Origin of the sequence: Georgenia satyanarayanai (assembly GCF_900116375.1) — a bacterium.
GTDB classification, from domain to species: domain Bacteria; phylum Actinomycetota; class Actinomycetes; order Actinomycetales; family Actinomycetaceae; genus Oceanitalea; species Oceanitalea nanhaiensis.
In genome coordinates this window covers 38,174-60,015 of record NZ_UETB01000008.1, presented here as the reverse complement: position 1 = coordinate 60,015, position 21,842 = coordinate 38,174, and the positions used below count along the sequence as shown (strand labels likewise).

The following is a 21,842-nucleotide window of genomic DNA, read 5'->3' as shown; positions in this document are numbered from 1 at the left end:
CGTCTTCACTTCCTTCTCAGTCGGTTCTGGATCACTCGGAGACGAGGCTCGTGCCGCCGGAGAACTGCGCGAGCTGGAAGATGACGAACTCGGCCGGCTTCACGGGGGCGACCCCGATCTGGCAGGTGACCTGGCCGGCGTCGATCCCCTCTGCCGGGTTCGTCTCGCGGTCGCACTTGACGTAGAACGCCTCGTCGGGCGTAAGCCCGAACAGGGCTCCCTTGCGCCACTCGTTGACGAGGAACGCCGAGATCGTCCGCTCGATGCGCGACCACAGGGCGTCGTCGTTGGGCTCGAAGACCACCCACTGCGTGCCCATGAGGATGGACTCCTCGAGGTAGTTGAACAGCCGCCGCACGTTGAGGTAGCGCCACGCGGGGTCGCTCGACAGGGTGCGCGCACCCCAGATCCGGATGCCCCGGCCGGGGAAGCTGCGCACGCAGTTGATCCCCACGGGGTTGAGGAGGTCGTGCTCGGCCTTGGTGAGGTTGGTCTGCAGCGCGATCGCGCCGCGGATGACCTCGTTGGCCGGCGCCTTGTGGACTCCGCGCGAGTCGTCGTTGCGCGCCCACACGCCCGCGACGTGCCCCGACGGCGGGACGAAGCGGTTGCTGCCCGTCGCCGGGTCGAAGACCTTGATGTACGGCCAGTAGAGGGCCGCGTACTTCGAGTCGTAGCCGGCGCCGTCCACCCGCCAGTCCTTGATCTGCTGCGGGGAGAGGTTGGGCGGCGGGTCGAGGATCGCCAGGCGGTCGCCCATGAGCTCGCAGTGGGCGATCATCGCCAGCTGCACCGCCTGGACCGTCTCCAGGTCGATCGCGCCCTGCTCGTAGGCCGCCATGAGGTCGGGCACCGCGAGCATCGTCACCTCGTCGACCGCCTCGAGGCCGGCGAAGCCGGTGCGCTCGGCGGCGTCCCCGACGTAGTCGTCGGCGCCCAGCCGCTCGGTCGTGACCGGTGCGGGCTCCGGGGCGGGGGCGACGAGCTCGGTCTCCCCCTTGTCCGGCTTCATCAGGGCACTGCCCTGGGCGACCTCCTCGATGAGCACGACCTTGGACTCGGCACTCACCTTGGTGGCGAGGTTGTCCCCGCCCTTCTTCGTGGTGAGGCCGTCGAAGGTCTCGGCCGGCTTGCCGTCGACGTTGACGACGAGGCGGAAGCGGTCGTCCGGCGCCTTGTCGTCCTCCGGCGCGGCGACCGAGACGGTGATCTTCTTCGTCCCGGCCGACTTGGCCACCACCCGGTAGCCACCGACGAGGGCCTCGGGCTTCCCCGTGACCTGCTTGCGGCCGGCGCCGGACTGCCCGTTGCGACCGCCGTCGGCTCCGACCCGCACGACGTAGCAGTTGCCACCGCCGTTGAGGAAGTAGCCGTAGACGCTGTGGGCGAGGTAGGAGCCAGGGACGAAGTCGCCGAAGGTCTCGGCGAACTGGGTCCAGTTGGACACGAGCGTGGGCTCGTTGACGGGTCCCTTGGCCGCGAGCCCGACAAAGGCCGCGACAGCGGTGCCTACGCCCTCGATCGGTCGAGACCCTGCCTCGACCTCCTCGACGTACACACCTGGTGACAGATAGGTCGGCATGATCGTTCCTCCAGGTACCGGCAAGCGTGTGGGTGCAACAGTGCGGTGGGTGCGCCGGCCGCCCGTAGTACACCGGGCCGCCGTCGCGGGTAGGCCGGGCTGCACGATGGGGCACGCCCGGAGGGCAGGCTCAGCCCGGATCGGCGCCCAGCTCCTCCTCCTCGGCCGCGTCCCGCTGGACGAACGCGCCCTGCAGCTCCTCCTCGTCCTCCTGCCGCTGGAGCGGCGCCTGTGCCGGCGCCTGTGCCGGAGCCGACATGGCGGTCTCGGCGGTGGCGGCCGCCTCCCGCTCGAAGCGGTCACCGGGGTCGGAGACCCGCACACCGGTGCCGGTGTCCGTCCCGTCCACGGGCCCGCTGCGCTGCTGGACCACGTGGGTGAGCTCGTGGGCGAGCATGGTGCGTCCCGTCGTCGACGAGGGGTCGTAGCGCTGGAAGACGACGTCGGAGCCCACCGTGTAGGCGTGGGCGCCGACGGCGCGGGCCGAGTCGCTCGCGGCACCGCCGGTGTGGACGCGGACGTCGGTGAAGTCGGCGCCGAGGCGGGCCTCCATGTCCTGCCGGACCTCGGGCTCAAGCGCCTGCCCGCCGCCGGACCCGACGACGTCGAGGACCGGGGACCGTTCGGGCGCGAGCGCCTCAGCCGTCGCCTCGTTGCCCACCAGCCGCTGCAGCTCGAGCAGGCCCTCCGCCCCGAGGACGTCCGGGCGGTGGGCGGTCGCGGCGCGCAGCAGGTGCGGCTCTGGTGCGGCCGGCCGGGAGGTCCGCGTCGACCGTCCCCCGGCCGGGTCCCGCTGGTCGTGCTCGCGCATCGTCACCCCTTCGTCGACTGGGAACCACGGTCCCAGCGGGTGCCGCGCCGCTGAAGGGTCCGCGGTCCGTCCCAAGGGGAAGCAGCACGTGCCCGAAGGGGCGGCTCACCGCACGAGGGACCAGTACCCGCCGAACTCGCTGGGCACGGTGAGCCGCCCGAGCTTGCGGTACTCGCGCTGCACCGCGGTGACGACGTGGCCCATCGTCACCGTGCCGCCGTCGTCGGCCGCGAAGTACGCGGCGGTGACGGCGGCGGACCGGATGGCGCCCCCGGCCAGCTCGAAGGTGTCGGCGCAGAAGCCGAGGTCGAGGTCCGCGGCGCGGGGCAGCGTCGTGCCCAGGCAGCGGTCCCACAGCCGCCGCCGCTGGACGACGTCGGGCACGGGGAAGTCGACGACGACGTCGAGCCGGCGGGTGAAGGCGTCGTCGATGTTGGCGCGCAGGTTGGTGGCGAGCACGGCGAGGCCGTCGAAGCTCTCCAGCCGCTGGAGGAGGTAGGCGCTCTCGATGTTGGCGTAGCGGTCGTGCGCGTCCTTGACCTCCGAGCGTTTGCCGAAGACGGCGTCGGCCTCGTCGAAGAGGAGGACCGCGTTGACGCCCTGCGCGGCGGCGAAGATCCGCTCGAGGTTCTTCTCCGTCTCCCCCACGTACTTGTCGACGACGGTCGCGAGGTCGACGACGTACAGGTCCAGTCCCAGGTCCTGGGCGACGACCTCCGCCGACATCGTCTTGCCGGTGCCCGAGTCGCCCGCGAAGAGGGCGACGACGCCGCGCCCGCGAGCGCCGCCGGGGCGCATCCGCCAGTCACCGAGGACCTGCTCGCGGTGCCGGGCCCGCAGCGCGATCTCCTGCAGGCCGGTGAGGGCGGGCTCGGGCAGCACGAGGTCGGCCCAACCCACCGCGGGGCGCACCCGGCGGGCCAGCCGCTCCAGGGCCGTGCCGTTCTCGGCGCGGGCGCCGGCGAGGAGGTGCTCGACCCCGACGACACGCTCCCCGGCCAGGCGCGCCTGCACGCGGGCGGCCTGGGCGGCGCGCACGACCTGCTCGGGACGCAGCCGCAGCTGGGAGGTGGCCGCCACCTGGTCCGGGCCCACGCCGTCGGCCGCGAGCTCGGTCAGCCACAGCGCGCTGCGCTCGCCGACGGTGCTCTCGGGCACCTCGACGAGGAGCGGCACCTGCGCCGACCACGCCGGGTCCCAGCTGCGGTCCCCGACGAGCAGCACGGGTGCCTCCCCGGCGGTGAGGACGTCGAGCACCCCCGCCGGGGGCGTCTCGACCGGCCCGACGACGAGCCCGGCGCCCCGCAGGCGGGCCTCGCGCAGCACCAGCCGGGTCAGCTCGACCGGCTCGGGCTGGGCCGCGAGCACCGTGAGGTCGACGTGGACGGCGCCCCGTCCGCTCCCGTGGAGGGCCCGCACCGCCAGGGCCCGGCCCGACCCGGTGGCCGGCTCGCGCAGGTAGACCAGGCACGTGCCCTCCTCCAGGGCGCGGGCGAGCGGCGCGGGCTCGCCCCACGCGACGTCGGGGAGCTCACGCAGGAGGGGGGCAACGGCGGGGTCGGGCGTGTCGTCACCGAGGAGGTGCCCGACGACGCGGTCCGGCACCCGCAGCGAGCGCCCGGCGAAGGCACGCTCGCCGTCCTCGACGGTGAGCAGCCGCGCCGTCGTCAGCGGGCCGTGGAGGAGGCGGGCTCGGACCTCGGCGGCGGCCAGCGGCACCCCGCACAGCGCCAGGGCCACCTCGACGCTGGGCCGGCGGCGCGTGACGTCGTCGTTGAGGTAGCCGTAGAGCGCCTCGAAGCGGACGTCGAGGTCCCCGGCGAGAGCGACGAGCAGGAGCTCCTCGTCGAGCGGCGTGAGGCCGAAGTGGCGGCTGAGCTCGCGCAGCCGCACGCGTTCCCCACGCGCCTCGGCGGCGTCGGCGAGGGCCTCCGCTGCGGCGAACCCGCTCGGGTCCGTGGGCGGGCGAGGGACGGGCGGTCCCGACTCGAGCAGTCGGGTGACCATCTCCTCGCTGAAGTAGAGCCCGCGGAAGGGGTCGTCGGGCTGCGGGTCGGTGGCGCGACGCTCGGCGACGAGGTCGCGCACCCGCTGCTCGACGACGCCGAGCCGGGCGAGGAGGTGGCCGATCACGTGCGCTTCCTCGGTTTGCGTGCGCGTCGGGCGGGTGCGGAGGGCTCGGGCGGCGTGCCGGGCTCCTCGGGACGGGCGCGGCGCCCACCGGCACGCTCCTGGGCCGGGCCGCGCAGGTCGGAGATGTTCACGACGGCCGGCTCGGCCACCGGCGGGCCGACCGGGACGTCAGCGCCGGCGCTGAAGGGCGCGGTGAGGACGACGTCGATCGAGGGCTTGAGCTGGCCACCGAGGGAGGACCAGACGTCGGCGAAGCCGCGGTCCTCCGGCGGGGGCAGGCCCACGGTCAGCGGCACCCGGACGCCCTCGAGCTCGCTGCTGAGCAGCTCGGCGGGCAGCACCTCGACCGCGAGGAGCGCGTGGAGGAGCGCGTCGAGCAGCCGGTGCTCGTCCTCCGGCCGCGCCGTCCACGCGGTGACGAGGTAGGAGAGCTTGAACAGCCGGGGGGCGGGCACCCGGCCCGTCACCGTGCCGTCGGCACCCGTGCGGGGCGCCCAGCCGCGCTCGCGCCAGCGGGTGTCCTCGCGCAGGTCGTAGAGGTAGAGGTTGACGGTGGGGGCGTTGCGGCGCGCGGCCCAGTCCGTGGTCGGCGCGTCGAGGACCACCTCGACGTCGGAGCCGTCCAGCGCGTGGGTGCGTACGAGCTCGCGCAGGGCCTCGTCCATCTCACGGATCACGGCTCACCCCCGGGTGAGGAAGTCGGGCGGGGCGGAGGTCTCCGGGACCACGAGCATCGGCAGGGCCGGGACGTCAGCGAAGCCGGGACCGGACGCCCAGGTGGCGGTCGCGACCCGCTCACCGAGCACGTCGCCGGGCAGCACGAGCAGCGGCGAGCGCACCGTGCCGTCCGCGGCGACGGTGACCGGCCGCACCCACGCCGTCAGGCCCGGCGCCCACGACAGGGTGAGCCGGGCGCCGGGCGGGAAGTCGGTGCCGTAGGCGAGGGTCGCCTCCCCCGGCTCCCCGACGGACGGCAGCAGCCGCAGCTCCGGCTGGATGACGGTGAGCTCGGCGGCGCCGGAGTCGTTGGCGGGGTCCAGGTCCAGTGCCGTCGTGCTCACCGTGGCCGTGACCGGACCGGCGCCCGCCCTCACCGGGTCCAGGGCGACGGCGACGGTGCGGCTCCCGCCGGGCGGGAGCGTGCCCAGCGCGCAGGGCGCCGCCGCGAGGCAGGCGTCCGGGCCGGCCGTGACGACGTCCGGGTGGGCCAGCGTGAGGACCACCCCCGTGGCCGGGCCGGCGGCGTCGTTGGTGACGACGAGACGCACGCCGACCGGGTCGCCGCCGACCCACGCGGTCGGTCGTTCGAGCTCCACCCGCACGGCGACGTCGGACACCAGCGTGACCGGTGGTGCGGCGAGGACCTCGACGGCGGCCTGGGCGGTGTCGTTCTCGGCCAGCGGGTCGATCATCCGCGAGGTGACCGTTCCCCGGGTGACGTGGCTGCCCGCGACACCGATCTCCAGTGGCACCGTGACGCTGTGCGCCGCGCCCACGGGGACGGCCTGCGGCGCCTCGCAGCGCAGCCCGGTGGCGGTGGCCGTGCAGCCGGCCGGGACGCCGACGAGGTGCTCACCCCCGCCGGGCAGCGCGATGTCCAGGACCACGCCCCAGGCCGGTGAGGGGCCGTGGTTGGTCGCGGTGACCGTGAGGTCCACCCGCTCCCCCACCTCGACCTCGGCCTCGGAGGCGGTGACCGCCACGCCGAGGTCGGCCCAGGGCTGGTGGTCGAGGTCGGCGAAGCCGTGGCGCAGACCCGGGACGACCTCCTCGCGCAGGACCACCGGCTCGCCGCCCGTCGCCGGGACGCGGAGCAGGGCGTCGCCGCCGGAGGCTCCCGCTCCGTGGGCGACGACGGCGATCGACGCGCCGTCCAGGGACCAGTCCGGGTCGGCCGGGGACCAGGACCCGTCGCCGGCGCCGGCCACCCGCAGGGGCGCCGCGACGCGGTAGGCGCCGGCCTCGGGCGCCCCCGCCACGGCGACGGTGTACAGCGCCTCCCAGTAGATGTCGTCGGGAGCGACGAAGGCCACGCGTGAGCCGTCCGGTGACCACGCCGGCGTGCGCCCCGCCAGTGGCTGGTCGCAGGACCCCGGCGGCCCGGCGCACGTGTCCGGCACGACGACGACGGGGCCGGCCTCCTCGCCGTCGACGTCGACCACCCACAGCTGCCCGCCGGCCTCGACGGCGAGCCGTCGGCCGTCGGGTGACCACGTGGGGGCGTTGGCCCGGACCGGCAGCGCGGCGTCGAGCAGACGCACGTCGCCCGTGGCGAGGTCGACGATCCCGAGGCTGCGCCCCGTGCCGGCGGACCGGACGAAGGCGAGGCGGGTCCCGTCCGGGGACCACGCCGGCTCCTCGTCGCTGGCCTCCGGGTCCCGGTCGTAGTCGAGCGGGACCACGTCGACGAGCCCGGTCGTCCCGGGCCGGGTGGTGCCGACCATGAGCTGCTGGCGTCCCCCGAGCGAGGGCGGGCCCCCGGTCGGGGCGCCGACGAGCTCGCGGTCGGCGGCGAGGACGAGCTGCCGCCCGTCCGGGGAGTAGGTCGGGTGGGTCTCGTGGGCACGGTGACGTCGCCCGAGCAGGTCGGTGGGCCGCTCGTCGGCGAGGACGCGGAACTCCTCGCCGTCGGCCCAGAAGACGTCGGCGACGTCGGAGGGGAGCTCGGCGTCGAGGTCGGGGACGTAGCCGAAGGCGAGACGCGGCTCGACCCCCGTCCCCGGCACCCGCGGGTCGACGACGACCACGGTGCTCGCGGCGTCGTTGCCCGGCACCGGGTCCAGCGTGCTCGCCGTGACCGCACCTGTCACCTCGTGCTCCCCCGGCTCGTCGAGGACCACGGTGAAGGTCAGCTCGAGGTCCTCGCCCGGCCCGAGCGGCCCCGGCTCCGTGCACGTCGCGGAGGTGCCCGAGACGGAGCAGCCGGCGGGCGCGTCGAGGACGCGCTGCCCGGGCGGCAGGGTGAGGGTCACGGTCAGCCCCCACGCCGGGGAGGGGCCGGCACTGGTGACGACGACGGTCATGTCGGCGGGCGCGCCGGCGACGACGGTGCCGGCCGGCGGGCGCAGGGTGATCCCGACGTCGCTCCACGGCTGGTAGGCCGGGTCGCCGTAGCCGCCGGGGGTGTCCTCGCCCCACTCGGCCACCCGCACCTCGGGCGCGCCGCCACCTGCCGGGACGGCGTGCAGGGCCGGCCACGACTCCCCCGTCGTCCGCCCGACGAAGGCGACCTCCGTGCCGTCCGGGGACCACGCCGGGTGCCAGGCGGCCTCGAGCGTTCCCGGTGGCTGCTCGCCCTCGGCGTCGGCCGGCCGGCCGGCGAGCACGCGGGAGTCGGTGACGGCGTAGAACCCGTCGACCGGCTCCGGGGCGAGGTCGTGGACGAGCACGGCCGAGTACTCGGGAGCGTCGCCGAAGACGGTCGCGTCCCCGGCCGCGACCTGCCCACCGTCCGGTGACCACGCGGGGGCCACCGCCCGGACCGGGTCGAGGCACTCGAGCGCGGTGCCCGAGCAGCCCGCGGCCGGGGTGCCGGCCGGGTACCAGGTGCCGTCGTCGAGGTGGACGACCCACAGCTCCTCGCCCTCGGTGCGGTACCCGTCGACCGCGACGACGAGGCGCTGCCCGTCCGGCGCCCAGCTGGGGTCGGCGCTCCCCGAGCCGGCCTGCTCGGGCAGGTCGAGCTCCCGGGTGGCGCCCGTGGCCACGTCGAGGACGAGGAGCCGCGGGCTGCTCCCGTACAGGCTGTCCCGGCGGGTGAAGGCGATCCGGGTGCCGTCCGGTGACCACACCGGGGCGACGTCGCTCTGCCCCGGTTCGGTCGCGTAGCTGAGGAGGCGGAGGTCGGTGAGGGGCGGCTCGCCCACCGCCACGGGCTCGCCGGTGAGGTCACCCACGGCGAGACGCAGGTCGAGCGAGACGGCACCGTCGATGACCTGGGCGGCGCTGAGGGCGAGCCGGGTGCCGTCCGGGGAGTAGGAGGGGTGGCGCTCGTCCAGGTAGAGCGGCGGGCCTTCGTCGGTCGTGACGACCCGGTGGGCGAGGAGCCTGGCGTGCTCGGCCCCCTCGGAAGGAACGTCGGCGAGGTCGCGGCTGTCGTCCCCGCCCGGGCGGTCGGCCCAGCGGGTGAACGCGAGGTGGGGCTCGAGCACCGGTGGCGGAGGATCGCTCACCTCGAGGGTGACGACGGCGGCGTCGTTGCCGGGCACGGGGTCGACGGAGGCCGAGGACGCCGCGGCCCGGACCGGGTGCCCGCCGGGAGCGGTGGTCCTCAGCTCGACCGTCAGCCCGACCGCCTGCCCGGCCGGGAGCACGTTGGGGAGGGTGCACTCCAGGCCCGCGGCGCTGGGCGTGCACTGGGCGGGCCAGCCCTCGAGCACGGCATCACCGGCGGCGACGGCCGGGACCTCGACGGTGACACCCACGTCCCACGCGGGCGACGGGCCGAGGTTGGTGACCGTCGCCGTCACCGTGGCCGGCTGCCCGGCGTCCACCGGGCCGGAGCCGGTGAGCTCGACGGCGACGTCGGCCCACGGCTGGTAGACCGGGTCCCCGACGTCCGGGGCGATGCCCGGAAGCTCGCGCACGAGCGTCGCGGGACCGCCCTCGGCGGGGACCGACAGGAGGCTGCCGAGGCCATCCCCGTCCTGGCCGACGACGGTGACCGAGCCGCCGTCCAGCGCCCACGTCGGCTCCCGGAGCAGGGGGTGGTCCTCGGGGTCGGGCTCGGAGACGAGCCGGGGTGGGGGGACGAGGTGGACCACCTCGCCCCAGCTCGTCGTCGTCGGCTCCCCCATCGTCACGGTGAACAGGCCGTCGACGTCGTCGCCCGCCAGTGCCGTGTAGGCGATGCGGTCACCGCCTGGCGACCAGGCCGGACCCTCGCCGACGACGGGCTCCACACACGTCTCTGGCGCCCCTGTGCACCCGGGCACCTCGGTGACCATCCTGTGGACGGTGCCGTCGTCGGCATCGACGACGGCCAGCTCGGGTCCCGGCTGCGTGTCCGGGTCCGCGATCACCAGGTGCTCGCCGTCCGGGGACCACCCGACGTCTGCGGCCGGTACCGGCCAGTCCTGCACGGCTCCCGTCGCCAGCTCGACGACGGACAGGGTGCGGCCCTCGCCCCGGTGGCGCAGGAAGGCGATCCGGGTGTCGTCCGGCGACCAGACAGGCGAGGTCGCGGAGGCGTCCTCCTCGTACGCGGCCGCGAGCAGCGTGAGGTCGCGGGCCCCGTCCGGCCCGACGTCCGCGACGAAGAGCGTGGGCTCGTCCGGCAGCTCGCCGTCGTCGAGCTCGTGGCGCTCGCTGCTGAGGACGAGGCGGCGGCCGTCCGGGGAGTAGGAGGGGTGCTCCTCGACGGGTCGCGCCACGCTCGCGCCGTCGTCGACGAGCTCGTCGACGAGGATGCGGAAGTCCGAGGCGTCGGCGGCGAGCACGTCGGCGATGTCGGCGCGGCGGTCGTCCGCCGTGCCGTGGCGGTAGGAGAAGGCGAGCCGCGGCTCGGTGCCGACCGCGGGTGGGAAGGGCCCGTCGAGCGCGACGGTGGCGACGTTGTCGGTGGTGGCGGGGTCGGGCGTCACGGCGTCGACGCGGACGTCGGTGCGGTACGTGCCGGGCTCGGGGAGGGCGACGGTGACGGTGAGCTCGGCCGTCTCCCCCGCAGCGAGCGGCTCGTCGAGGACGCAGCTGAGGACGCCGCCGTCGCCCTCGCACTCTGGCGGCCAGCCGACGACCGTGTCCATGCCGTCCGGAGCCCCCGGGAGCTCGTACTGCACGGTCACGTCCCAGGCGGCGGAAGGTCCGGGGTTGGTCACGGTGGCGGTGAGCTCGACGAGCTCCCCCAGCTCGATCCCGCCGGTCCGGGAGGCCTCGATGGCGACGGCGAGGTCGCTGAAAGGCTGGTGGTCAAGGCCCGAGACCTCCTCCCACGGTCCTGCGGCGGGAGACGCACTGCTGATGGTGCGGTAGGTCCCGTCTGCGACGGAGATCGCGTACACCCCGTGCGTGGCAGCGCTGCCGGCGTAGTCATCGGCGACGACGGCGATCTCCGTCCCGTCCGGTGACCACGAGGGTTCGCGGATGCCCCACAGCCCGACCCTCGGGTCGTTGTCCGCCGGGACGTAGACGGTATCGGCATCGATCTCGATCGCGCCGGCGTCCGGCTCCTCAAGAACGCCTGCCACGAGGGTGACCAGGACCTGGGCGTCGCCCGCCGAAAAGGCGAGCTGAGAGCCGTCCGGGGACCAGGCCGGCCCCCGGCCGGTGACCTGCTCGCCGTCGGCGTCGACGAGGCCGAGCAGCTGCTCCTCCTCGAGATCGACGACCCACAGCTCACCGAAGTTGTCACCGTCACCACCCACGACCTCGAAGGCGATCCGCGTCCCGTCGGGCGACCACACCGGCCGGTGCACGTCCGCGTCGCCGAAGGCCTCCTCATGCGTGGTTCCGACGACGGCGAGAGGGTCGGTGACGGCACCGCTTCCCTCGTCGACGACGCGCAACTGCGTGCTGATGCCCTCGGTCAACTCGTCGACGACCTCCCGGGTGAATGCGATCAGGCCGCCCGCGGACCAGTCCGGCTCGTCGTCGCGCGTACCGTCGGTCCATCCCGAGTCGAGCGTCTCGGTCGTGGCCGAGAGCCCCGCGGTGAGGTCCGCGGTGACCAGCTGCCGACCCTCCGCGCCCTCGTCGTCGACCTCGCGGCTGAACACCGCTCGTGAGCCATCCGGGGAGTAGGACGGCGACCGGAAGCCGTAGCTGCCGTCCTGGGCGGAGTCGACCCGCTTGCGCTGGTCCGTGGCGCTCTCGGCGATGACGTCCCACACGTCCGGCGCGCTGTCGGGTGTGTCCGCAACTGGGATGCCGGCGAACAAGAGGCGTGGTTGCGCCGGGTCTGGCGCGGGGAGAGCCGTACTGACAGCCTGGACCGGCGTGGCCCCCGGTAGCGCGCTGGGCGCCAGCAGGCTCCCGACCACCCCGAACCCGGCGACCGAGGCCACCACTGCGCGTCTCACCTCTGAGCCTCCACGCGTCCACGGTGGCAGCGGCGCCCGGCCCGGTCAGCGGGCGGCGGACAGCACTTCGGGCAGTCCCTCCCGCACGAAGGGGCACCGCGCGCCCACGCCACCCCCACCGCCCGTGCCGGGTGGTGGGCAGACCTGTCCCCTGGGGCTGCTAGGTCTGTTCGTGCTTGGCGGTGATGAGCTGGCCGTGGCGGGTGTAGAAGTACCAGCGGCCGGCGGCTCTGACGATGGTGATGCCGTAGGCGTGGACCCAGTCGTGGTGGTGCCAGCACAGCAGGATGCCGTGCTCCACACAGGTGGCCCCGCCGTCGCGGTACCACTGGATCGAGTGGTGGATCTCCCCGGCCCCGGGTGGTTCGTCGCAGTCGGGGACCTGGCACTTCTTGTCGCGGGCGATGATGGCCCGCACCATGTGGGCGGGGAAGATCCGCTGCTCCCTACCCACGTCCAGCACCGTGGACTCTGGTCCGAACACCACCCGGGAGAGGCTCGACTCGCACACCAGGCGGGCGAGCATCGCCGGCGGGACCGGTGTCCCGTCCTCCATGGTCGCCGGCTGCACCCCGGTCATCGCACGGGGGTCGATCGCGGCAGCGATGACGTGGGTGTCACCCGGCTGCCAGGTGTCCATCCAGGCCTGCGCCTCCGGGGAGAGCCGGAACGGATCGTCAGTGGTGTGGTCGGGGTCGCGGGGACCGCCGGGAGCACTGAAGGTGGCCTCTTCCCAGAACCCCAGCTCGGCGCCCGGCTCGTGCTCCCGGCCGCTGGCGGTGACCGGCGGCTTGGGGGAGCCGGTCGCGGCGGCCAGCGCCCGCAGGGTCTCGATGTCGGCGGTGACGGTGAGGTGGGGGCGGATGCGGGCGCCCTTGCCCTGCTCACCCGCGTCCAGGGACTGCCGCGCCAGCGACGTCAGTGCCGCCGCCCGGCGCTGGGCCGGGGTGCGCTCATCGCCCTTGGCCTTGCGGCCCATGTGCGCGCGTAGTGCGGTGTCCACGCTCTGGCCCGACAGCTCGTCCAGCCACCCGTTGAGGTGGTAGCCGTCCAGGGTGCGCGACAGGGTCAGCTGCTCCTTGGTGCCGTCCTCGCGCCACGCGCGGTCGGCGGCCTCGGGGTCGGTGGCGATGGCCCAGGTCTCCACGAGCCTGGCGAAGGACCCGGCATCCATCCGCTGGGCCTGGGCCACCAGGAACGCCTCACCCAGGTCCTCGTCGGCCAGCTGGGCCCGCAACCGGTTGGTGGTGGTCGCGCGGCGCACCAGGACGCCCACGTGCTCCTCGCTGATCCGTCCCTGCGCCAGCGCCTCCCGTGCCAGGGGCAGCAGGTCACGCAGGGCCCGGGCGTGGCGTACCTGCCGTGAGGCGCTCTGGGCGGTGGCATCGGTCCGGGTACGCAGCCACGCGGTGAAGGTCCGCTGACCGTCCAGCGCCCACAGCCCGTTCGCCTCGATCGTGGCCAGCATCGCCGCCCGCACCCCGGCCAGCCGCCGTTCCAGCTGCTCCCCGATCCCGAAGACCTCGTGGAGGCGGTGGCCGTCCATCTCGTGCCAGTCCACCGCCTCCAGCCGCGTCAGACACTCCAGGATCGTGTCCAGCTCGCTCCTCGCATCGGCCACCACACCCGCGCCCGGCCCGCGCCCAGGAGCGGAACCCACGCCGCCGGTGTTCTCCTCGGCCACGGTCCCCACCCCCTCCAACACCCTCGATGTGCTGCTGGTCACATCGTCCCAGGGGGGTCTGACATTCGGCACCGAGACCGGTGGATCGCTCAGATGAGCCCCTCCCGCAGCGCGTAGGCGACGGCGTGGGACCGGTTGCGCAGCTGCAGCCGGCTCGTCACGTCGTGCAGCACGTTCTTCACGGTGCGCTCGGAGTAGGACAGCTGCCGGGCGACCTCACCGGTGTCGTAGCCGTCCGCGATGAGACGCAGCACCTCGATCTCGCGGGACGCCAGTCCGGTGAAGGTGAGACCACGGGGCCCGAGGACCTGCCGCTGCAGCTTGCCCACCTGGTCCATGAGACGGCCCAGGAGGTCCGGCGGGACGGTGCCGTCCCCCGTCGCGGCGGCACGGATGACGGCGACGAGCCGGTCCGAGGTCGCCTCCCCGCGTCGCACCAGCCCGACCACGCCCGCCTCGATCGCGGTGACGAGGTCGCTGTCCTCGAGCTGCCCCACGACGAGCACCGTGCGGGTGAAACCCTTGCGCTGCACCGCGCGGAGCATCCGCAGCGTGTCGCCGTCGAGACTGTCGCTGATGACGACGGCGACGAGCGCGTCGTCGTCCTCGTCGCGTCCGACGATCCGCACCTCCGGGCGTGGGCGCAGCTGGCTCACCACGCCGGCCTCCGAGATCGGGTCCCGGGCACTGACCCAGACCGGCACTCGTTCCATCATCATGTCCTCCTCCACCCCAGCACGGCCGCGCCGCCGTGTCCGGGACACTGTCCCGCTGAGGACTCTTCGTGCACTCAACGCGGACTCAACGGGCAGAACCGCTGCCCCGCGAGCCGCCGTTTCGCCCTCAGGGACGCGTCTTCGCCGGTCGTACCGTCTGGGCCATGACCACGACCGCGCGCCTGGAGCGCCCCTCCGTCCAGCTGACGGCCGGCGCCGTGGAGCAGGTGCCCCTCCAGATCCGCAACGACGGCGAGATCGTCGAGGGCTACCGGATCGAGGTGCTCGGGGTGCCGGGCGCGTGGACCTCCGTGGAGCCCGCCGAGATCACCGGCCTGTTCCCCGGCACGGAGACGACGGCGACGATCTCCTTCGCGCCCCCCCGATCCGCGTCCGTGCCGGCGGGACAGCTGAGCTTCGGCGTGCGGGTGGTGCCCACCGAGCACCCCGACCAGGCCGTCGTCCCCGAGGGAATGGTCGAGGTCCTGCCGTTCCTCGAGACCACCGCCGAGCTGGTTCCCCGCACCTCCCGCGGCCGGCGCGGGGCCACGCACCACGTGGCCGTGGACAACCGGGGCAACGTCCCGGTCACCGTCCGCCTGGACGCCCCCGACCAGGACGCCCTCAAGGTGGAGGCGCGACCCCCGGCACTCACCGTCCCGCCCGGAGAGGCGGCCTTCGCCGACCTGCGGGTGAGCCCGCGTACCCGCATCTGGCGCGGGGCCTCCGTCACGCACCCCTTCTCCCTCACCGTCCACACCGAGGAGACGACGCCGGTCACGCTCGAGGGCACCCACCTGCAGGAGGCGCTCCTGCCGCCGTGGTTCCTCAAGGCGCTGCTCGCTCTCCTCGGCCTGCTGCTCCTCCTCGCCGCGCTGTGGTTCCTCGTCCTGCGCCCCACCATCGTGTCGACGGCGGAGCGAGCCGTCGAGGAGGACGTCGCCGCGGCGAACGAGGCCGCCCAGGAGGCCGCCGTCGCGGCGCAGCAGGCCGGCGAGGAGGCCGCGCAGGCGTCCAACGCCGCGCAGGCCGCGCAGGGCGCGGCGACCGAGGCCGGCACCGCCGCCGTCGAGGCGAACGAGCTGGTGGGCTCCCCGACCCTGGACGACCTCGTCGTCCCGGTCGCCGACCGCTTCCAGGTCAACACGCCCCCGGGGGCCACCCAGTCACCGGAGTCCTTCGTCGTCCCCGCCGAGGGGACGGTCCGCCTCACCGACTTCGTGCTGAGCAACCCGCAGGGCGACTTCGGGCGCGTCGAGGTGACCCTGGAGGGACGCACGCTCCTGGACCTCGCGCTGGAGAACTTCCGCAGCGTCGACTACCACTTCCAGGAGCCGATCGTCGCCGGAGAGGGCGCCGAGCTGGTGATGACGGTCCGTTGCGACGAGGTCGGAGTCCCTCCGGCCCAGGACCCGCCGCCCACCACCTGCGACACCTCGGTGCTCTACGGCGGCACCCTCCTCCAGCCCGTCGAGGACTGAGCGGTGCCCGTAGGACCGGCCCTCCGCGCGGGCGACAGCGCGCTGTGCCCGCTGTTCGACGGCCCCAAGCCGCACGTGGGCGGGCCGGTCACGCCGGCGGCGGCGGTACTCACCGTGCTCATCGGCGGGATGCCCGCGGCGGTCGCGAACTCGATGCCCGGCGGCATCGCGTGCGTCTCCCCCGCCCCCAACGGGATCGCGATGGGCAGCATGACCGTCCTCATCGGCAACTTCCCCGCCGCGCGCCTGGGCGACCTGTCGATGCACGGCACGCCGATCGCGCCAGGCCCCGGCTGCCCGACGGTCATCATCGGCGGCTGATCCGTTCCTCGACGCTGCCCCCCGGTCCAGCACCGAAGCACGTGGTCGGCCACCCACGCTCGCGGGGTCGAGAGCGTCGGCAGCTCACCGGCCGCGACAGTGGCGCGCGGGCCGCGGCGTCCCTCGACCTGCGAGACGGGCGCACGCAGGCGACCATCGAGGTTCCCGCCCCCTGCCGAAGGAGCCCCCATGGCCACGAGCATCGCCGAGCACCTCGTCCGCCAGCTCGCCGCCGCCGGCGTCGAGCGCATCTACGGCATCGTCGGGGACTCCCTCAACCCGGTCGTCGACGCCGTGCGCCGCACCGAGGGCATCGAGTGGGTCCACGTCCGCCACGAGGAGGCGGCGGCCTTCGCCGCGGCCGGCGAGGCCGAGGTGACCGGCCGGCTCGCCGTCTGCGCCGGGTCCGCCGGGCCGGGCAACCTCCACCTCATCAACGGGCTGTACGACGCCAACCGCTCGCGCCTGCCCGTGCTCGCGATCGCCTCGCACATCCAGAGCAGCGAGATCGGGACGCAGTTCTTCCAGGAGACCCACCCCGACCGCCTCTTCACGGAGGCCTCGGTCTTCTCCGAGCTGATCACCACCCCCGCCCAGCTCCCGCGCGTCACGCGCAGCGCGATCCAGCACGCCGTCGGCACGCCCGGCGTCGCCGTCCTCACGTTGCCCGGCGACGTCGCCGACGCCGAGATCGACGACGACGGTCAGCACCTCGTGCCGGCCACCGGGGCGGCCACCCTCGTGCCGGCCGAGGCGGACGTCGCCGCCCTCGCCGAGGCGGTCAACGCTGCGCGCAAGGTGACACTCTTCGTCGGCGCCGGGGCCAGGGGGGCGCGCGCGGAGGTCCTCGCCCTGGCGGAGCAGGTGGGTGCACCGGTGGGCCACTCGCTGCGCGGCAAGGAGGTCATCCAGTACGACAACCCATACGACGTCGGGATGTCGGGCCTGCTCGGCTACGGCGCCTGCCAGGACGCGATGGAGGGGGCCGACCTGCTCGTCCTCGTCGGCACCGACTTCCCGTACACCGACTTCCTGCCGGCCGACGTGCGCACCGCCCAGATCGACGTCGACGTCACCCACCTGGGGCGGCGCACCCGCCTGGACGTGCCCGTCCACGGCGACGTCGGCGCCACACTGCGCATGCTGCTGCCGCTCGTGCGACGCAAGAAGTCGCGTGCCTTCCTCAAGGACATGCGCAAGCGCCACGAGAAGGTCATGACGAAGGTCGTCGGCGCGTACACCCGCAAGGTCGACAAGCACCGGCCCATCCACCCCGAGTACGCGGCCGTGCGGCTGGACGAGGCCGCCGGCCCGGACACCGTCTTCACGGTGGACACCGGGATGAACAACGTGTGGGCGGCGCGCTACCTCACGCCGAACGGGCGACGGCGGGTCATCGGCTCCTTCATCCACGGCTCGATGGCCAACGCGCTGCCGCACGCGATCGGGGCCGCCTTCGCCGACCCCGGCCGCCAGGTCGTGGCCCTGGCCGGTGACGGCGGGCTGTCGATGCTCCTGGGCGAGCTCGTCACGCTGCGGCACTACGACCTGCCGGTCACCGTCGTCGTCTTCAACAACGCCTCCCTCGGGATGGTCAAGCTCGAGATGCTCGTCGAGGGCCTGCCCCACCACGCGACCGAGTCCCCCGCCGTCGACTACAGCCGTCTGGCGCAGGCGCTGGACATCCCCTCCCTGCGCGTCGAGGACCCGCGCGAGCTGTCCGGCGCCTTCCGGGATGCCTTCGACCGGCGTGGACCGGTGCTCGTGGAGGTGATGACCGACCCGAACGCCCTGTCGATCCCCCCGAGCATCTCGGCGGGCCAGGTGCGCGGCTTCGCGACGTCGATGACCAAGCAGATCTTCGGTGGCGGCTCCGGTGAGGTCATGGCGATGGCACGCTCCAACCTCCGCAACGTTCCCCGCCCGTAACTCCTTTGCAGGACGGCGCACCACACGTCAACCCTTGACGCAGCCCTCGTCGGTTCGTCACAGTGGGCGGTGCCGGCGAGGACGCCGGGACCTACGGGAGGGGTACGTCATGCGCAGGTTGCTTGCTGTCGGTGCGACGTTGAGCGTCATGGTCGCCGGGGCGGTGCTCCCCGCCGCCGGCGCACAGGACGACCGGATGGGGTGGGACCGGGCGGGGGCGCCCGAGCGGGTGCTGCGGGACGGCACCGCGGAGGAGGTCGGGCTCGTCGCCCGCGAGCTCGAGCAGATCGAGCCCGCACTCCGCGACGGGCTCACCCGCGAGCCGACGCCGTTCTACCCCGGTGCGGTGGCGCTCGTCGCCGCCGAGGGCGTCGTCGTCGAGCGCACCGCGGTCGGTCACGCGGTGCGGTGGGCGGACGCGACCACCGAGCTGCCCGCCGAGGAGCAGGTCGAGATGCGCACCGACACGATCTTCGACCTCGCCTCACTGTCCAAGCTCTTCACCGCCGTCGCCGTCATGCAGCTCGTCGAGGCCGGCGAGGTGGACCTCGCCGACACCGCCGCCTCCTACGTCCCCGCGTTCGCCGCGAACGGCAAGGAGGCCATCACCGTCCAGCAGCTCCTCACCCACACCGCCGGCCTGCCGGCGTGGATCAACCTGTGGAGCGCACCGGACGAGACCGCCGCGCTCCAGCGGGTCTGGGACGTCACGCCGACGAGCACGCCCGGGACGGGGTACCTCTACAGCGACCTCGGGCTCATCACGCTGGGTGAGATCGTCGAGCGGGTCTCCGGCCAGGGCCTCGACAGCTACGTCGCCGAGCACATCACCGGCCCGCTGGGCATGGGCGACACGATGTACAACCCGCCGGCCGAGCTGCTGCCGCGCATCGCGGCCACGGAGTACCAGGCGACTCCGGCGCGGGGGCTCGTCCACGGCGTCGTCCACGACGAGGCCGCGTGGCGCCTGAACGGTGTCGCCGGGCACGCCGGCGTCTTCTCCACCGCCGACGACGTCGCGGTCTTCGCGCAGATGCTGCTGAACGGCGGCAGCTACGACGGGTCGCGCGTCCTGGAGGCCGCGACGGTCGAGACGATGATGCGGGACTACACCGGGCAGCTCTCCTCCTCGCACCGCGGCCTCGGCCCCGAGCTGGAGGCGTGGTTCTACCACGACGTCCTCACGAGCGCGGAGTCGGCCGGGCACACCGGGTACACCGGCACGTCCCTCGTCATCGACCCGCACACCGAGACCATCGCGATCCTCATGACCAACCGGGTCCACCCGAGCCGCGACTGGGGCAACATCAACCCCGTGCGCCGCGCGGTCGCCCGTGCCGCCGGCCTGGCCCGCCCGATGACCGGCTTCGCCCGCGGCGCCGCGTGGTACTCGGGCATCGGTGACCTCCTCGACCGCAGTCTCACCGTGCCGGCCACGCTCTCCGGCGACGGCGAGCTCCTCCTCGACCTGTGGTTCCACACCGAGCCGACCGACGTCCTCCACGTCGAGGCCTCCACGGACGACGGCGCCACGTGGCAGCCGCTGACGGGCACCGTCGCCGCCGGGGACGCGGTCCGCGACGCGACGGACGGCGTGTCCGGTGACGGCGAGGACCGCTGGTGGGAGGGCCGCTTCGAGCTCGCGGGCCTCACCGGCGACGTCCTGCTGCGGCTGCGCTACGCCACCGACACCTTCTACTCCGGCCGCGGCGTCTACGTCGAGCACCTGCGGGTGGTCGACGACGGTGGCCCGGTCGTCGACGACTGGGACCCCGCCGACCGGGCGACGGTCGTCACGGACGGCTGGACGCGGGTCACCGCCGACGGCTCCGCCGTCCCCACCGCGCCGGCGGACGCGCTCGCGGGCCTGGACGCCGCGCTGGAACGACACCTCGCCTCCGGCGGTGTCGCCGGGCCGATCGCCCACCAGCTCGCCACCGCCCTGCACCAGGCGCAGGACCGGCTCGACCGCGGCCGCGAGGACGCCGCCGCCCGAGTCCTGGAGCGCGTGCTGCGGCACCTGGACAACCCGCGCCGGCCGGACACCCTGCGGCCGGACGCGCGGTCCGAGCTGCGCGGCCAGGCGGTCCTCACCCTCGACCTCCTCGCGCCGGTCCCCGTAGCGATTGCGGACGCCGTGTGACTGGGGCCACACTTAGCGGGTGCCGAGAGTGTGAGGTGACGTCGTGGACGCCGACATCGAGATCCTGCCCATGCTGTCGCGGGGAAAGCACCGCAGTCCGCGCAGGGGTGCCTGCTTCATGGAGCTGGCCTCCTACCTGGCCGGTGAGCGGTGGAGCGACAAGCCTGCCTGCACCCATCCGTTGCTCGCCCACCTGGCACGGCTCGTCAACGACCTCACCGAGGACGCCGAGCGGCCACGGCTGGCGACGCTCATCCCGGCGGTCATCGGGCTGCGCAGCGAGGACCCGCGGTGGGACGACGAGCTCACGCTCCTCGCCGCCTCACGGGCGCTGCCCGTGGTGAGCGAGCACCACCAGCGCGCCCTCGCGGTGGGCATCCTCAGCTGCGAGCGCCGGCGCGCCGAGCGGACGGGCGAGGCGGGCCTGCACCCGGCGAGCCGCCGCGCGCTCGACGCCGTGCCGCTCGCGGAGACGTGGGCACGCGCCTTCGTCGAGCAGGTCGGTGGGGTGGGCGCGCACCACCCGGGCTCCGCCGTCGTCGAGATCGCGACGGTGGGACTGGCCACGGCCTGCGTCCCCGACCCCTCGGGGATGCTCCGCGAGCTGCTCGCCGACGCGATCACGCTGTGCGAGCACCTCGCCGGCCGCGAGGAGCAGCAGCACGAGCCGCTGGCGGCGGAGCAGTGGCGCGAGGTGGTCACCCCGGCGCCCCTGCGCTAGACGACCGGCAGGCTCGGCGCGGCCGCCTCCAGCGCGCGGCGCTCGCGGTGCAGGGCGACGCGCAGGACGAGGGACAGCAGCAGTGCCACGGTGCCGGCGACCACGGTGACCCGGTAGGCGCCCGTGTAGCCGGCGACGTCGGCCAGCCGGCCCGCCGTGCTCGAGCCGAGCGCGTAGCCCAGGGACGTGGCCGCGGCGAGGATCATCATCGCCGCACCCAGCCGCGACGGGTCGACGACGCGCTCGCACGCGGAGTACAGCGTGATCATGTAGGGCGCCACGGCCAGACCGAGGATGCCCAGCACGGGAGCCAGCACCCCCAGCGAGCCGACGACGAGCAGCGGCAGGGTGAGCACGGCCAGACCCGCCGCGAAGACCGGCAGCCGGTCGGCGAGCCGGAAGCGCACGGGCAGGACGACGATCGCGAGCCCGGCGACGACGCTGCCGACGCCGAGGACGGCGTGGAGCAGCCCGGCGAGACCGGGCTCGCCGGCCTCGGTGGCCATCGCCGTCGTCCCCGCCTGGACGGAGCCGAAGATCGTGCCGACGATGAGCTGCCCGGCGCCCAGGCCGACGAGGAGCGGGCTCACCCGGGGACCGCTCGCCCCGCCCTCGCCGCGGTGCCCGCGCACGAGCTCGACGGTGGGGTGGACGGCGAACCACGTCGCGAAGACGGCCAGGCCGCCGGCGGCGACGAGCAGCGCGCCGGCCGGGGAGACGAGCGCAGCCATGGTCCCGACGATCGCGGGGCCCAGGACGAAGCCGGCCTCGTCGGCCGCGCCCTCGTAGGAGAAGGCGGTCGACAGGAGCGTGAAGCGCTCCTTGCCGCGGGTCTTGGCCAGCTCACGCCAGCGCACCCGCGCCATCGTCCCGATCTGCGGCACAAACACGCCCGCGACACCGCTGACCACGGCGAGCAGCTGCCACGGCACGTCCTGTCCCGAGAGGACGACGAGCGCGACGAGCGTCAGCGCCCCACCCGCCGACTGGACGAGGAGGACGGGTCGCTGCCCGATCCGGTCGGTGAGGGCGCCGGCGACGGGTGAGGCGACCGCGTTGACGATGGCGAAGGCACCGGCAGCGGCACCACCGCCGCCGTAGCTGCCGCTCACCTCGGCGACGAGGAGGAGCGTGCCCATCTGCGCCATGGCGAGGGGCAGTCGTGCGACGAGCGCGACGACGACGTAGAGCGGACCGGTCAGCGAGAAAAGGCTGCGGTAGGAGGACAGGGCGGACAATCGGTCTCCACGGAGGATCGGACCGCGCTCCTCCCACCCCGGAAGCGCTGCGAACCCTGTGAGGACC

Annotated in this window: 13 protein-coding genes; 5 read left to right on the top strand and 8 right to left on the bottom strand. The window is 74.3% G+C overall.

Features of this window, described 5'->3' with window-relative positions; translation table 11 throughout:
- Nucleotides 1-31 precede the first annotated feature (31 nt).
- The 7 genes from DSZ44_RS11500 to DSZ44_RS11470 form a co-directional block, all read right to left on the bottom strand.
- Nucleotides 32-1,582, bottom strand: coding sequence for a phage tail sheath family protein (locus DSZ44_RS11500; protein ID WP_110852774.1), 1,551 nt, complete (start codon nt 1,580-1,582; stop codon nt 32-34).
- A 130-nt stretch (nt 1,583-1,712) separates the two neighbouring features.
- The gene (locus DSZ44_RS11495) at nt 1,713-2,393 is read right to left on the bottom strand and encodes an eCIS core domain-containing protein (RefSeq protein ID WP_110852858.1); all 681 of its coding nucleotides are present in this window, start codon (nt 2,391-2,393) and stop codon (nt 1,713-1,715) included.
- Between the two features lie 105 nt (nt 2,394-2,498).
- Entirely contained in the window at nt 2,499-4,526 is a 2,028-nt protein-coding gene (locus DSZ44_RS11490) for an ATP-binding protein (protein ID WP_110852773.1), read from the bottom strand.
- On the bottom strand, nt 4,523-5,203 hold the full coding sequence (locus tag DSZ44_RS11485) for a Pvc16 family protein (protein WP_110852772.1): 681 nt from the start codon (nt 5,201-5,203) through the stop codon (nt 4,523-4,525). The genes DSZ44_RS11490 and DSZ44_RS11485 overlap by 4 nt, the downstream gene beginning before the upstream one ends.
- A 3-nt stretch (nt 5,204-5,206) precedes the next feature.
- A complete protein-coding gene (locus DSZ44_RS11480; RefSeq protein ID WP_146237532.1) occupies nt 5,207-11,401 on the bottom strand; it encodes a DUF11 domain-containing protein in 6,195 nt (2,064 codons plus the stop codon).
- A gap of 301 nt (nt 11,402-11,702) precedes the next feature.
- Entirely contained in the window at nt 11,703-13,226 is a 1,524-nt protein-coding gene (locus DSZ44_RS11475) for a DUF222 domain-containing protein (protein WP_146237531.1), read from the bottom strand.
- Between the two features lie 89 nt (nt 13,227-13,315).
- Nucleotides 13,316-13,939, bottom strand: coding sequence for a response regulator transcription factor (locus DSZ44_RS11470; protein WP_110852857.1), 624 nt, complete (start codon nt 13,937-13,939; stop codon nt 13,316-13,318).
- A gap of 167 nt (nt 13,940-14,106) precedes the next feature.
- Between DSZ44_RS11470 and DSZ44_RS18310 the strand changes: the two genes are divergently transcribed.
- The 5 genes from DSZ44_RS18310 to DSZ44_RS11445 all read left to right on the top strand — a co-directional run bounded on the left by DSZ44_RS18310 (nt 14,107) and on the right by DSZ44_RS11445 (nt 20,537).
- Complete coding sequence (locus DSZ44_RS18310; protein WP_110852769.1) at nt 14,107-15,423, top strand: COG1470 family protein; 1,317 nt, start codon at nt 14,107-14,109, stop codon at nt 15,421-15,423.
- 3 nt (nt 15,424-15,426) lie between these two features.
- Nucleotides 15,427-15,744: a PAAR domain-containing protein gene (locus DSZ44_RS11460; protein ID WP_110852768.1), complete on the top strand. Its 318-nt coding sequence runs from the start codon at nt 15,427-15,429 to the stop codon at nt 15,742-15,744.
- Nucleotides 15,745-15,933: 189 nt separating this feature from the next.
- A complete protein-coding gene (locus DSZ44_RS11455; protein WP_110852767.1) occupies nt 15,934-17,673 on the top strand; it encodes a pyruvate dehydrogenase in 1,740 nt (579 codons plus the stop codon).
- A gap of 109 nt (nt 17,674-17,782) precedes the next feature.
- The gene (locus DSZ44_RS11450) at nt 17,783-19,816 is read left to right on the top strand and encodes a serine hydrolase domain-containing protein (protein WP_110852766.1); all 2,034 of its coding nucleotides are present in this window, start codon (nt 17,783-17,785) and stop codon (nt 19,814-19,816) included.
- 43 nt (nt 19,817-19,859) lie between these two features.
- Nucleotides 19,860-20,537 (top strand): hypothetical protein, encoded by a 678-nt coding sequence (locus tag DSZ44_RS11445; RefSeq protein WP_258369447.1) that lies wholly within the window; start codon nt 19,860-19,862, stop codon nt 20,535-20,537.
- Here the strand turns inward: DSZ44_RS11445 and DSZ44_RS11440 are convergent.
- Nucleotides 20,534-21,775, bottom strand: coding sequence for an MFS transporter (locus DSZ44_RS11440; RefSeq protein ID WP_110852765.1), 1,242 nt, complete (start codon nt 21,773-21,775; stop codon nt 20,534-20,536). The two genes, DSZ44_RS11445 and DSZ44_RS11440, sit on opposite strands and share 4 nt — an antisense overlap.
- Nucleotides 21,776-21,842 lie beyond the last annotated feature (67 nt).